Origin of the sequence: Agrobacterium sp. Azo12 (assembly GCF_029193765.2) — a bacterium.
Lineage (GTDB): Bacteria > Pseudomonadota > Alphaproteobacteria > Rhizobiales > Rhizobiaceae > Agrobacterium.
Genome location: NZ_JARFYO020000001.1, coordinates 136,822 through 149,745 on the forward strand (window position 1 = coordinate 136,822; position 12,924 = coordinate 149,745).

General features: G+C 54.2%; 13 protein-coding genes. 6 read left to right on the plus strand and 7 right to left on the minus strand.

Features of this window, described 5'->3' with window-relative positions; genetic code table 11:
* Positions 1-277 precede the first annotated feature (277 nt).
* Positions 278-1,060 (plus strand): Bax inhibitor-1/YccA family protein, encoded by a 783-nt coding sequence (locus PYL13_RS00590; RefSeq protein WP_250984256.1) that lies wholly within the window; start codon positions 278-280, stop codon positions 1,058-1,060.
* Positions 1,061-1,268: 208 nt separating this feature from the next.
* Here PYL13_RS00590 and PYL13_RS00595 read toward each other — a convergent pair whose 3' ends face one another.
* From PYL13_RS00595 to acnA, 3 genes are all read right to left on the minus strand, one after another.
* Positions 1,269-1,661, minus strand: coding sequence for a DUF2794 domain-containing protein (locus PYL13_RS00595; RefSeq protein ID WP_192490451.1), 393 nt, complete (start codon positions 1,659-1,661; stop codon positions 1,269-1,271).
* A gap of 250 nt (positions 1,662-1,911) precedes the next feature.
* On the minus strand, positions 1,912-2,658 hold the full coding sequence (locus tag PYL13_RS00600) for a DUF1223 domain-containing protein (RefSeq protein WP_275643643.1): 747 nt from the start codon (positions 2,656-2,658) through the stop codon (positions 1,912-1,914).
* A 237-nt stretch (positions 2,659-2,895) separates the two neighbouring features.
* On the minus strand, positions 2,896-5,589 hold the full coding sequence (acnA, locus tag PYL13_RS00605; RefSeq protein ID WP_303298594.1) for an aconitate hydratase AcnA: 2,694 nt from the start codon (positions 5,587-5,589) through the stop codon (positions 2,896-2,898).
* 269 nt (positions 5,590-5,858) lie between these two features.
* On the opposite strand from acnA, the gene ccmA reads away from it, so the two are divergent.
* From ccmA to PYL13_RS00630, 5 genes are read left to right on the plus strand one after another with little or no spacing between them, the layout of a single operon-like run.
* Entirely contained in the window at positions 5,859-6,500 is a 642-nt protein-coding gene (gene ccmA / locus PYL13_RS00610) for a heme ABC exporter ATP-binding protein CcmA (RefSeq protein WP_192490454.1), read from the plus strand.
* Positions 6,501-6,543: 43 nt separating this feature from the next.
* Complete coding sequence (gene ccmB / locus PYL13_RS00615) at positions 6,544-7,203, plus strand: heme exporter protein CcmB (protein WP_275643355.1); 660 nt, start codon at positions 6,544-6,546, stop codon at positions 7,201-7,203.
* A gap of 45 nt (positions 7,204-7,248) precedes the next feature.
* Positions 7,249-8,010 carry a heme ABC transporter permease gene (locus PYL13_RS00620; RefSeq protein ID WP_250984251.1) on the plus strand — a complete coding sequence of 254 codons (762 nt, stop codon included), beginning with the start codon at positions 7,249-7,251 and terminating at the stop codon, positions 8,008-8,010.
* 3 nt (positions 8,011-8,013) lie between these two features.
* Positions 8,014-8,190 (plus strand): heme exporter protein CcmD, encoded by a 177-nt coding sequence (gene ccmD, locus PYL13_RS00625; RefSeq protein WP_275643356.1) that lies wholly within the window; start codon positions 8,014-8,016, stop codon positions 8,188-8,190.
* Complete coding sequence (locus PYL13_RS00630) at positions 8,187-8,789, plus strand: DsbE family thiol:disulfide interchange protein (protein ID WP_275643357.1); 603 nt, start codon at positions 8,187-8,189, stop codon at positions 8,787-8,789. Before ccmD ends, PYL13_RS00630 begins: the two co-directional genes overlap by 4 nt.
* Positions 8,790-8,815: 26 nt before the next feature.
* On the opposite strand, the gene PYL13_RS00635 is transcribed toward PYL13_RS00630, so the two are convergent.
* From PYL13_RS00635 to ftsY, 4 genes are all read right to left on the minus strand, one after another.
* Positions 8,816-10,006: a GGDEF domain-containing protein gene (locus tag PYL13_RS00635; protein WP_275643358.1), complete on the minus strand. Its 1,191-nt coding sequence runs from the start codon at positions 10,004-10,006 to the stop codon at positions 8,816-8,818.
* 207 nt (positions 10,007-10,213) lie between these two features.
* Entirely contained in the window at positions 10,214-10,804 is a 591-nt protein-coding gene (locus PYL13_RS00640) for a DUF2585 domain-containing protein (protein WP_250984247.1), read from the minus strand.
* Positions 10,801-11,451, minus strand: a complete 651-nt coding sequence (locus PYL13_RS00645; RefSeq protein WP_275643466.1) for a septation protein A — start codon at positions 11,449-11,451, stop codon at positions 10,801-10,803. Before PYL13_RS00645 ends, PYL13_RS00640 begins: the two co-directional genes overlap by 4 nt.
* 2 nt (positions 11,452-11,453) lie before the next feature.
* Positions 11,454-12,911, minus strand: a complete 1,458-nt coding sequence (gene ftsY, locus PYL13_RS00650; protein WP_275643359.1) for a signal recognition particle-docking protein FtsY — start codon at positions 12,909-12,911, stop codon at positions 11,454-11,456.
* Positions 12,912-12,924 lie beyond the last annotated feature (13 nt).

The following is a 12,924-nucleotide window of genomic DNA, read 5'->3' on the forward strand; positions in this document are numbered from 1 at the left end:
GCGTGATGGAACAGCAAGCGCTTAATGCGCTACAGCAAAGGCCTTTACCGCATCGGTTGCGCTCACCCGTTCTGGCACCATAACTTTAACGATTAATTCTTGGTAATCTTCGATAAATTGATCGCGATTTTCCCGTATTTGGTGTTTTTGGATACAAAAGGTCTTGTATCAAACACATTCTCCCATCATATTTTGGACAGGCTTGCTGAAGCTCCGCAGCGGCGCCTGGGATTTATCCCGACACCGTGAATAATTCCGGAGCTTGAAAGAGGAACAAATGGCTGATTTCAACAATTACCAAAACCGAATGGCCCAGACCCGCGGTCAGACGGATGCGATGATCGACGAAGGTCTGCGTAGCTACATGGTGAAGGTTTATAACCTTATGGCTGTGGGCCTCGCGATCACCGGTATCGCTGCTTACTTCACATTCTCGATGGCAACTACAACAGATCCATCAGCTGCTGTTGCACAGCTTGGCAACGGAACAATGTTGACGGCTCTTGGCGCGGCCCTTTACGGTTCGCCGCTGCGTTGGGTTGTGATGCTTGCTCCGCTCGGCATGGTGTTCTTCCTCAGCTTCCGCGTTCATAAGATGAGCGTCGCCGCTGCGCAGACCACCTTCTGGGTCTATGCTGCCATGATGGGTCTGTCCCTGTCGTCGATCTTCGTGGTCTACACTGGCCAGAGCATTGTTCAGACGTTCTTCGTCACCGCCGCTTCGTTCGGCGCGCTGTCGCTTTACGGTTACACCACGAAAAAGAACCTGTCCGGTATGGGCTCGTTCCTCATCATGGGTCTGTTCGGTCTGATCATCGCGTCGATCGTCAACATCTTCCTGCAGTCTTCTGCTATGGGCTTTGCCATCTCGGCCATCGGTGTTCTGATCTTTGCTGGTTTGACCGCCTATGACACCCAGAAGATCAAGGAAATGTATTTCGATGGTGACGACGTTGCCGTTGCTGGTCGCAAGGCCATCATGGGTGCGCTGACACTCTATCTCGACTTCATCAACCTCTTCACCTTCCTGTTGCAGTTCCTCGGTAACCGCAACGACTAAGAGGGGTGGAAACCCACATGAAGAAGGCGGCTTTCGAGCCGCCTTTTTTGTTGCCTCAGATTTACAGCACGCAGGAACAGCGAGTGCCGACGCTCAGCGTAGCAGCGCTCTCGCAACGACATTCCGGCAAAACGGTAGATCAGGAAACCGTATAGCGAAGGCGACGGAGAAAGCCCGCCACTAACGTACAATAGGGATTGGCAATCAGTTATTCGACCAGTTTAAGGGTCTTGTCGAAAACCTTCAGCACCTGCCGCAACTCATGGCCACGCTTCAAAATCGTGCCATTCACATTGATGACGCTGTAAGCGCCCTGTTTCGCCGCAAGCTTTGGGTTCTTTTCAATCCGGTAAAGCGGCATCTCACCTGATCGTTTGAAAACCGAAAACACCGCCCGGTCTTTCAAGTGGTCGATGGCATAATCACGCCATTCGCCCTCGCCCACCATGCGGCCATAAATCCACAAAATGGCGTCGAGTTCCCGACGATGGAAGGTCACCGGCAAGGGATCCTTGTTTCTTTGATATTCACGAAGATCAACGACGGTCGAACCGTCTCGCGTCGAATTACCGCCCTGCGACAAATCCGGCTGATCGGTCATGCGCGCCTCGCTGCAAATCATAACAGGTTGGTGACAGTGTTGCCCCAGCCAGAGAAAATTGCAAGTAAAACGACACAAAAGCGCCTGTTACCACGTGAAACAGTGAAATTAGAATCGCCGCATTTCGGTCAAATCAGTGCCTAAATTGGGTGTCAGTGTGAAGCCTGTCAATTGATGTCTAGGCACCAAATGACCCGGTTCGGTGCATTGACCCTTTACCCCCAGCCCCCAATGCCCGAACCGGATAAGACTATTTCGCCTCATTCATCAAAATGCTGGCACCGATAATCGCTGAGGGATCACCCGTTTCATTGGCAGTTTGCAGCAGCACGGCACAGCCGCCCTTCTTGGCTTTTCCAAGAACGCTGGCAGGCAGATTGACCTTCATTGCCTCGCCGTTCCACATCCCCACTGTCTGCACGTCATAAACACTGTGCCAGTAGGAAATCTTGCGGCCCTTGTTTTCTCCGCGCGTCACATCAACCATTTGCTGCTGGTTGAAATAGGCTACGACGATATCCGCTTTGCCTTGGCCGGCACCAATATTGATCTCGATCTCGTCGTTGACCAGGCTGGACTGAACAGGGACAACCAGTCCCTTGCCGCTCGAGGCAAATTCCTCAAGTTTGCTGTAAATCGCCTTGCTATCGGCACCCTTTGCATGGTCGCGACCGTTCAGAACGGCTTGTGGCGTATAAACGCCGTTACGGCCAAGCGCGCGGGCATAACCATACTGACGTTCGGTATTTTCCTTGGAGCTAAGGGAATCATTCCAGCCGAGATAGTTCCAGTAATCGACGTGGAATGACAGGCCGATGACATCACCCTTCTCGATCATCTTCTGCAACGCCGCATCAGCTGGCGGACAGGAAGCGCAACCCTGCGAGGTAAACAGTTCTACCACACCCTTCGGCTGGTCCGGCGATGTTTGTGCAAGAGCAGGACTGGCGGTTGCGACACTGATAAGAAGAAGGGGGAAACCATATTTCAGAAGCATTGCGATCTTGGGCCTTTCATCCGCACAAACGTCCGGATGTTCATCTGCTATAAAACCTATCGGGCGTTGCTGGAAAATAAGCGCGAAACACCTTCAAAGGGAAGTCACGAAGGGGTGAGGGTCGATCACATTTCATGCTTGTCAAAATTTGTAAGTGAGCAAACTACATTTGACAATTGCCCCCAACGCACAAAACGCCGGGATTTCTCCCGGCGTTTCTTGTTGCCCTGAGTATTATCAGGCAGCCAGATCGCGAAGAACGGTCTGGAGAATACCGCCATTGTCCATGTAAGTGACTTCATCCAGCGTATCGATGCGGCAAAGCAGAGGAATTTCCTTCACCGTGCCGTCGCCGTAAGTGATCTTGGCGATCTTCGTTTCACGTGGCTTGATCTCGCCTTCGAGACCATCGATCTCGACGATTTCATCACCTTTGAGGCCAAGGCTTGCCCATGTGGTGCCTTCCTGGAAGGTGAATGGAACAACGCCCATGCCAACCAGATTGGAGCGGTGAATACGCTCGAACGACTGCGCGATCACAGCCTTCACACCAAGAAGGTTTGTACCCTTAGCAGCCCAGTCACGGGACGAACCGTTGCCGTATTCGACGCCTGCAAAGATAACCAGCGGAACGCCTTCATCCTTGTACATCATGGCCGCATCGTAAATCGACATCTCTTCCTTGGACGGATAGTGAATGGTGTAACCACCTTCCTTGCCGTTCGGTCCGAGCATGTGGTTGCGAATGCGGATGTTGGCAAACGTGCCGCGCATCATCACTTCATGGTTGCCACGGCGCGTGCCGTACTGGTTGAAGTCGGCAACACCGACGCCATTGTCAGTCAGGTAAGCACCGGCTGGCGAAGCAGCCTTGATCGAACCGGCCGGAGAAATATGGTCGGTGGTGATCTTGTCGCCGAACAGGCCGAGAACGCGAGCACCCTTGATGTTTTTGACGCCCGTGCCCTTTTTCCCCATACCAACGAAATAGGGCGGGTTCTGAACATAGGTGGACTTGTCGTCCCAGGCATAGGTCTGACCTTCAGGAACCTGAACGGCCTGCCAGTTTTCGTCACCCTTGAACACGTCAGCATATTTGGTTTCGTACAGTTCTCTGGTCACATACTTATGGATGAACTGCTGCACCTCTGCCGAGGTTGGCCAGATATCTTTGAGGTAAACCGGCTTGCCGTCCTGATCTTCGCCAAGTGGCTCCTTGGTCAGGTCCTTCTGAACCGTACCGGCCAGCGCGTAAGCGACAACCAGTGGCGGCGAAGCCAGGTAGTTGGCCTGCACGTCAGGAGAAATACGGCCTTCGAAGTTACGGTTGCCCGAGAGAACGCCGGCGGTAATCAGCCCCTTGTCGTTGATGGTCTTGGAGATCGGCGCTGGCAAAGGGCCAGAGTTACCGATGCAGGTCGTGCAACCAAAACCAACCAGGTTGAAGCCGAGCGCATCCAGTTCCTTCTGCAAGCCGGACTTGGCGAGATATTCACCCACCACCTGCGATCCCGGTGCCAGGGATGTCTTGACCCATGGCTTGGACTTAAGGCCCTTGGCAACGGCGTTGCGGGCCAGAAGACCGGCAGCAATCAGGACCGATGGGTTGGATGTGTTGGTGCAGGATGTGATGGCGGCAATGGCCACATCACCATGACCCAGATCGAAATCTGTGCCTTCCACCGCATAACGTGTGTCGAGCTGGCCGGGTTTCTTGTAGTCGTTTTCCAGCGCCATCGCGAAGTTCGGCGCAATGGTTTCCAGCGGCAGACGACCTTCCGGACGCTTTGGGCCAGCCATCGATGGCACAACGTCACCAAGATCCAGTTCCAGCGTGTCGGTGAAGACAAGCTGCGAACCATCATTGTCGCGCCACATGCCCTGCACCTTGGAATAGGCTTCCACCAGTGCAATACGATCCTTCGTACGGCCGGACATGTTGAGGTAATTGACGGTTTCACTATCGACAGGGAAGAAACCACAGGTCGCGCCATACTCCGGACCCATGTTACCAATCGTCGCACGGTCTGCCAGTGTCATTGAGTCAAGGCCGGGGCCGAAGAACTCAACGAACTTGGAAACAACACCCTTTTTGCGCAGCATCTGCACAACGGTCAGCACGAGGTCGGTGGCTGTCACGCCTTCCTTGACCTTGCCGGTCAGCTTGAAGCCGATAACTTCAGGCAACAGCATGGACACTGGCTGACCGAGCATTGCAGCTTCAGCTTCAATGCCGCCGACGCCCCAACCCAGAACACCAAGACCATTAATCATGGTGGTGTGGCTGTCGGTACCAACGCAGGTATCAGGATAGGCAATGGTTTCGCCGTCTTCTTCCTTCGTCCAGACTGTCTGACCGAGATATTCGAGGTTCACCTGGTGACAGATGCCGGTGCCCGGAGGAACGACACGGAAGTTCTTGAACGCCTGCTGGCCCCATTTGAGAAAGCGGTAACGCTCACCGTTACGCTGGTATTCCAGATCCACGTTGCGGGCGAAAGCCTGCGGTGTACCGAATTCATCAACAATAACAGAGTGATCGATAACCAGGTCGACAGGAACCAGAGGGTTGATCTTTTCAGGATCACCACCCAGAGCCTTCAGACCATCACGCATTGCAGCAAGGTCAACCACGGCTGGAACACCGGTAAAGTCCTGCATCAGCACGCGGGCCGGGCGGTAGGCAATTTCTGCTTCCTTGACGCCCTTGTTGTCGAGCCATGCAGCAACGGCTTCGATATCGGCCTTAGTCACCGAGCGACCATCTTCGAAACGTAGCAGATTCTCCAGAAGAACCTTCATGGAATAAGGCAGCTTGGAAACGCCCTTCAAGCCATTGGCTTCAGCTTTGGGCAGGCTGTAATAAACATAGTCCTTACCATCGACGGTAAGAACGGAACGACATTGGAAACTGTCAAGAGATTTTGTCACGGATAAACCCCGCTCTCTGATAGCCAACACACGCGTGCAGACACCTATGCACTTATTCATGCACATCAGGATGCGGGTACGGCCATTTCCGCTGTCCGCACGTGAAATTTGCAATTGCAATTCTCAGGTCCGGCGGAAGATGATGATCACGCCGACCGCTGGCGTGGTTGAAACTCATATAGATAATTTCTAAGACAGGTTCCAGATCAGAAGACGATTCAAATCGAATTTTTTTTCGAAATGATCAAAATCTTACATGAGGCGAAGCAATGTTGCTGACGGCGGAGCATCTATCGGTCAAAAGAGGCGAAGATTTCATATTCATGAATGTTTCCCTCATGTTAACTGATGGCGAAGCATTGCTTCTGACCGGCCGCAACGGGTCGGGAAAATCCACCTTGCTCCGTGTTCTTGCGGGCCTTCTCCACCCGGAAACCGGCACCGTAAAGATAGCCGGCGAAGGAGTTGAGCCGGGCACACGCGCCGCCGAAGCCAGCCATTATCTCGGCCACCGCAACGCCATGAAAACCGAACTCACTGTTTCGGAAAATCTGCAATTCTGGAAAGAGTTTCTCGGCGACTTTACTGGTGGCTGCTCCATCAGCGTGGAAGACGCTGCAGACGCCGTCGGTCTTTCAGGTATCACACATCTGCCGTTCGGTTATCTGTCCGCCGGCCAGCAGCGACGATTCGCCATGGCCAAACTGCTTGTCGCATGGCGCCCAATCTGGATACTGGATGAACCGACAGCCGCTCTTGATGCCAATGCCGATAAAATGTTCACCGGCCTGGTTGAGGCGCATCTGCAAAAGGGTGGCATCGTTATTGCCGCTACACATCAGCCATTGGGGCTAAAGAACGCGAAGGAATTGCAGATGACGGGTTTTGCAGGCGTGGAGACCGTTTGGTGACGTCAGATTTTTCCTTCACCCCGCTCGAGAAAAGTGCTCAGCCATGATCGCGCTGTTTTTCCGTGACCTGAAACTGTCCATTCGCGCAGGTGGCGGTGCCCTGATCGGCGTGCTGTTTTTCATGACTGTGGTTGCCGTCATTCCTTTTGGCGTGGGACCTGATCTCAATCTTCTGTCGCGCATCGGGCCTGCCATCGTCTGGATTGGTGCGCTGCTCGCTGCACTGCTGGGTCTCGACCGGTTGTTTCAAGCCGAAAGAGACGACGGTGCACTCGATCTTATCCTGATGAACGAAAACCCTCTGGTTCTGACGGTGTTTGTAAAATGTCTGGCACACTGGACGGCAACCGGCCTGCCATTGGTCATCGCCTCGCCGCTGCTTGGCCTTTTCATGAACTTGAGCGAGGTGGCAATTGGTGCCGTCATGCTAACACTGCTGGTCGGCTCCCCGGCCTTGACCTTTATTGGTGCAGTTGGCGCAGCAGTCGCCGTCGCATTACCGCGGGGTGGTCTGCTGGTGTCCATCCTCGTGCTGCCGCTTGCCATCCCCGTGCTGATTTTCGGGGTCAGTGCCTCCTATGCAGCCGTTCAGGATCCCGCTCCATTTCTGCCGCCGTTCCTGATCCTGATGGCGATCACGCTATTTTCATCGGTTATCGGGCCTTTCTTTGCGGCTTTGGCGCTGCGCAACAGCAGCGATTGACAGGGATCAATTGCAGGTGGCCATGACACAAGGTAGAAAGACGGCATGAACGACACGAGCCTTGCCATTACCAAATTCAGCGACCTCGCCAACCCAACCCGGTTTCTGGCGTTGGCCTCGCGCCTGCTGCCATGGATGAGCGTTATCACAGCTCTGCTCATCGCGGTTGGCCTCTACTTATCCTTCACGACGGATGGCGATTATCAGCAGGGCAATACTGTGCGCATCATGTATGTGCATGTGCCTGCCGCCTGGCTGGCGATGATGTGTTATACTGTCATGGCAGCTTCCGCGATCGGCACGCTGGTTTGGCGCCATCCACTGGCCGATGTCAGCCACAAGGCTGCTGCACCGCTCGGCGCCGCCTTTACCCTGATAGCGCTGATCACCGGTTCGTTGTGGGGCAAACCCATGTGGGGAACATGGTGGGTGTGGGACGCACGACTGACCTCGGTCTTCATCCTGTTTCTGATGTATCTTGGCCTGATTGCTTTCAACAAGGCCATGGATGATCCCTCGCGCGCCGCTCGCGTCAGCGCGGTGCTCATTCTGGTCGGGTTCGTCAACATTCCGATCATCAAGTTTTCGGTGGAATGGTGGAACACGCTGCATCAACCCGCCAGCGTTATCCGTATGGACGGTCCGGCCATCGACCCTGAATTCCTCTGGCCACTGCTGATCATGGCATTAGGTTTCAGCATGCTGTTTTTCACGTTGCATATCGCCGCCATGCGCAATGAAATCCTGCGCCGACGTATTGCTGCCCAACGTCGCCTTGCCGCGCGTATGGCCAACAGGGAGGCGTAAAACATGAGCCACGCCTTTTACATCAGCCTGTCCTATGGCCTGACCGGCTTGATCGTGATCGCTATGATCGGCTGGGTAATGCTGGACGGCCGCGCACGAAGTCGGGAATTGAAAGAGCTGGAAGCCTCTGGCATTCGCCGCCGCGCCTCAGCCAAACCAAAAACCGGGGAAACCGCATGAGCGACGACATCAGCGCCCCGAAACAGGCCCCCAAAAACAAGGCACGTTACCTCTTTGCCTTGCTGCCACTGGTTGCTTTTGCAGGTTTTGCAGCCATTGCTGCCAAGATGCTTTACGAACAGGACGTCAACGGACTGGATGTCAGCGCCATTCCATCTGCCCTTATCGGCACCAAGGCGCCAACACTGGCCATGCCGCCGCTGGAAGGCTCTTCCACACCGGCGCTGACCGATGCTGCCATTGCCGGCCAGCTGACATTGGTCAATGTATTTGCGTCTTGGTGTGTACCCTGTCGTCAGGAACATCCGATGCTGAAAGAGCTGTCGAAAGACAGCCGCATCAATGTGGTTGGCATCAACTACAAGGACAAGAACGACAACGCGCTGCGTTTCCTGGGCGAGCTGGGTAATCCCTACAAGGCAATCGGCGTCGATCCCAACGGCAAAGCGGCCATAGATTGGGGCGTTTACGGAATTCCGGAAACCTACCTCGTCGATAAGAATGGCACGATTGTTTACAAGAAGGTTGGCCCTATCGATCCGGCAACGCTGGAAAAGGGCCTGCTGCCAGCCATTGAAAAGGCTGTATCCGGAAGCTGAGCACGGTTTGACCGTAGTATGCCCAATCAAAGAATGGAAATGATCTTTAGCGGCGGCGCAGACTGCGTCGTCAGCACGGACATGCCTTCCTGAACCACCTGATTGCGGCCATTGGATTTCGCTTTGTAAAGAAAGCTGTCGGCTCTGGCGATTGCGTCGTGAATGGAGTGGTCACCTCTGGCAATTGATGAAATGCCGAAACTCGCGCTGATCTGCCGGTCAATTCCAAGGGCGGTCCATTCACGGGCCGCGAAACTGACGCGCAACATATTGGCAAGCACGGCAATTTCCGTCGCCTTTGTGTCTGGCAGATAGACCACGAATTCCTCGCCGCCAAAGCGAGCGATACGCGCTTGTGGCGGCAGGCGTTCCTTCAACAATTCGGCAAAACCGATGATAACACGATCACCGGCCGCATGTCCGAACTGGTCGTTGACATGTTTGAAGTGGTCGATATCGCACATCAAAACGGTGCCTTCCGGCTGTTCCTGTCCGCGGAAATCCGGAGAACGGTCATCAAAACCACGTCGGTTCAACAGACCAGTGAGCGGATCATGATCAGCGGCATGGCGATGCTGCAAAAGAACATTGGCAACCACACTGGCCAGCACGGCAAGCGCCATCAGGAAACCGAAGATACTGGCAGTCATCTGCATCAGGAATGCATAGTCCGACGCCATGAAGGCATCAATGTCACGAGGCGAACCGCCCGGTGTCATCACCAGAAGCACGCTCACGCGAATAATAGTTTCCAATACCACGGCCGAGGTCGCCGCCAGTAGCACCTTGTCCATTACATGCCGGGTCTTATTTGCGACCAACAGGATGCACGGCGCAAGCAGCGCAGCGCACATCAAATCACTCAGCGCAAGTTCAGCGCGCAAATCGATCTGGAAGACAATAAAATACGACACAACCGCATAGGCTGCGGCCAGAAATCCGATGCGCCAACCAAGTAGCGTCTTGACCTCAAATTGCACCAGCAACGCATGGCCGTAAAAAAAGAACGCGGAAAAAAACAGGATGTTGGAAATCAGGGCATGCGCCAGAAAGGCATCATCGGCAAAAAACATCGGGCTTGAAAAGCCCAGGGCCGCACAGATGTAACCAATGCCCCAGAAACGCGCAGGCTTGAAACCCATGGTCTGCAAACCGAGAAATACCAGGCCAAATGTAAGCATGATAAACGGAAGCAGATAGGCGAAATTATCCTGCACGATGACGAAGCCTTGATCAGAAACAGTTTTTGTTGAATGCGATGCTTGGTGCTACCGGCGTCACGGCATGGCCGTGCATCCGGTTCAATGCGTGATCCCCAGCGAGCATGGACATCTAGATGCTTTCCGTTAAGAATCCATGTGAAGTCAGCACGATGTGACATCAGTTATGTATTGTTTCATAACGATTGACGACTATTACACGGATCAGGAAATCGCGTTCTGCCATTCCTTGATGGCATCGATCGGCCACAGCAGCATGATGACATTGAGCGTCAGATTGTCTCGGATCAGCCACCCGGTGAACAGCTCAAAGACAACAGCCACCGCCACCGTCACCCAGACAGGCATGCGCGCGGCGAAGAAGAAACCAAGCGCCATGAAAACAGTGTCCATGGCCGAATTGAGAATACTGTCACCGGAGTAACCAAGCGCCATTGTGGCACTGCGATAGCGGTCGATAATCAGCGGTGAGTTTTCAAGCAGTTCCCAGGCTGCCTCGATCAGCACCGCAAATGACAGGCGCATAGCAATCGGTTGTTTGCGAAACAGCAGCCATGCAAGGCCGAAGAACAGGAAGCCGTGAATGATATGCGACGGCGTGTACCAGTCGGACAAATGCTGCGAGTTGCCCGGTGTGTTGACGCCCGGCTCGAACAGCTTGACGTAGCCGCATTCGCAGATCGGAATACGGCCCATGAAATAAAGAATGACGATCTGCAGCAGCAGAAGTGCTGCGGCGACGCCAAACCATTTCAGCGATGAGCTACGGCTGACAGTGAGATCCGCAACGGTCATTTTTCGTCTTTCACCAGCGGTTCAACCGAGTGACGCATGATCAGCGGCATCTGTGCCATGGTGAACAAAACGGTGACCGGCATGGTGCCCCAGACCTTGAAAGCGACCCAGAAATCGGTCGAGGAGTTCCGCCAAACGACTTCATTCAACACCGCGAGAAACAGGAAAAAAATGCCCCAGCGAAGGGTCAGCTTGCGCCAGCCTTCGTCAGTCAGTTTGAAAGCGGAATTGAAGACGTAACCCAGCAACGACTGTCCAAACAGCAAACCAACCAGCAGGATCGCACCAAACAGAGTGTTGACGATGGTCGGCTTCATCTTGATGAAAGTGTCGTTCTGCAGCCACAATGTCAGCGCGCCAAACACAAACACCACGATGCCGGAGATCAGCGGCATCATCGGCAGTTTTCGGGTCATGATCCACGACACGATCAGCGAAGCGGCGGTGGCAATCATGAACAGACCAGTCGCGATAAAGATCGGGCCACCGAATTCGGTCAGCACCGGAAACTTTTCAGCAAGCCAGTCACCACGCGAATTGGCAAAGAAGAAAACCATCAACGGGCCAAGTTCCAGCACCATCTTCAACAGAGGGCTGGTCTCCTTGACCATATTTTCGCTTTCGCGCTGATTGCTTTCCACGTCCATCATCAAACTCCCGCAATCGCCTTCGCGAAATCTTCTGCCTCAAACGGTTCCAGATCGTCCACGCCTTCGCCCACGCCGATGAAATAAACCGGCAGCTTGTGCTTCGCAGCAATGGCAACGAGGATACCGCCGCGAGCCGTGCCATCCAATTTTGTCATAATCAGGCCATTCACACCCGCCACGTTGCGGAAAATCTCCACCTGGTTCATGGCGTTCTGGCCTGTCGTTGCATCAAGTGTTTGCAAGACAGTGTGAGGCGCATCTGGATCAAGCTTGCCAAGCACACGCACGATCTTTTCAAGCTCGGCCATCAACTCTGTCTTGTTCTGCAAACGGCCGGCCGTATCGATAATCAGAACGTCGCTTTTTTTGGCCCGCGCCTGCTCATAGGCGTCATAGGCAAGGCCAGCAGCATCAGCGCCCAGCTTCGTCCCGATGAACTCAGAACCGGTACGATCCGCCCAGATTTTCAACTGTTCAATCGCCGCGGCACGGAACGTGTCGCCCGCTGCAAGCATAACCTTGAGCCCGGAACCGGACAGTTTGGCCGCAAGCTTGCCAATGGTCGTGGTTTTGCCGGTACCATTGACACCCACCACCAGAATGACATGTGGTTTGTGATTGAGATCAAGCTGCAGCGGTTTGGCGACCGGGGTTAAAACCTTGGTGATTTCACCGGCCATGATGCGCGCCACATCTTCGCCGCTGACATCCTTGCCATAACGCTCGGACGACAATGCACCGGTGATGCGCATTGCAGTTTCGACGCCAAGGTCTGACTGGATCAGCAAATCTTCCAGCTCGTCCAGCGTGTCTTCGTCCAGCTTGCGCTTGGTGAACAACGCCGAGATCTGGCTAGTCAGTTGCGAAGAAGTCCGCGCCAACCCGGCACGAAGACGTTGAAACCATGTCAGCTTCTGCTGTGGTGTTTCTTCAACCGGCACAACAAGCTCGCTGGCTGTCGAAAATCCTTTCGGCAGCACAGTCGCAGCCGTTTCCACAATCGCAGATGAAATAACTTGTTCTTCGGCCTCAACAACGGCCTCGGTCTTATCAGCCGTTGTTATCGGCTCGTCTTCAACGACCGGTTCATCAGCGATGGCAAACGACGTTTCATCCTCTGCCGCTTCGGCTTCCGCTTCAACCTCGAGCAGCGAAAGAGGTACGACACCAATATCGCTCGCTTCCAATGCAGCAGGAAGCAGTGGCGCATCATCCGGTTCCGTCTGCGGCTCGACCGCATCAGACTGCATCACTTCATCGGGAGCAGGGCCACCAGCAGTTTCGACCTCGACTTCAAGCACCGGGTCATCGACAGGAGAATGTTGCTGCGCTTCGGCCAAAGCCTGTTCAAAGGCAGCTTCAGAGGACTGTTCCTTCAGGCCATTTGGTTCAGCCTTGTCGTCTTCGGCTTTGTCCTTGCCGAATGAAAAGACCTTTTTGATGAAGCCAAGGGCCATGATAGTTCCGTAT

Coding starts and splice junctions, on each gene's coding strand:
- PYL13_RS00645 (WP_275643466.1), bottom strand. CDS start 11,451: ATGGACGTGGAAAGCAATCAGCGCGAAAGCGAAAATATGGTCAAGGAG.
- ccmB (WP_275643355.1), top strand. CDS start 6,544: ATGATCGCGCTGTTTTTCCGTGACCTGAAACTGTCCATTCGCGCAGGT.
- PYL13_RS00595 (WP_192490451.1), bottom strand. CDS start 1,661: ATGACCGATCAGCCGGATTTGTCGCAGGGCGGTAATTCGACGCGAGAC.
- ftsY (WP_275643359.1), bottom strand. CDS start 12,911: ATGGCCCTTGGCTTCATCAAAAAGGTCTTTTCATTCGGCAAGGACAAA.
- ccmA (WP_192490454.1), top strand. CDS start 5,859: ATGTTGCTGACGGCGGAGCATCTATCGGTCAAAAGAGGCGAAGATTTC.
- PYL13_RS00590 (WP_250984256.1), top strand. CDS start 278: ATGGCTGATTTCAACAATTACCAAAACCGAATGGCCCAGACCCGCGGT.
- ccmD (WP_275643356.1), top strand. CDS start 8,014: ATGAGCCACGCCTTTTACATCAGCCTGTCCTATGGCCTGACCGGCTTG.
- PYL13_RS00630 (WP_275643357.1), top strand. CDS start 8,187: ATGAGCGACGACATCAGCGCCCCGAAACAGGCCCCCAAAAACAAGGCA.
- PYL13_RS00640 (WP_250984247.1), bottom strand. CDS start 10,804: ATGACCGTTGCGGATCTCACTGTCAGCCGTAGCTCATCGCTGAAATGG.
- PYL13_RS00620 (WP_250984251.1), top strand. CDS start 7,249: ATGAACGACACGAGCCTTGCCATTACCAAATTCAGCGACCTCGCCAAC.
- PYL13_RS00600 (WP_275643643.1), bottom strand. CDS start 2,658: ATGCTTCTGAAATATGGTTTCCCCCTTCTTCTTATCAGTGTCGCAACC.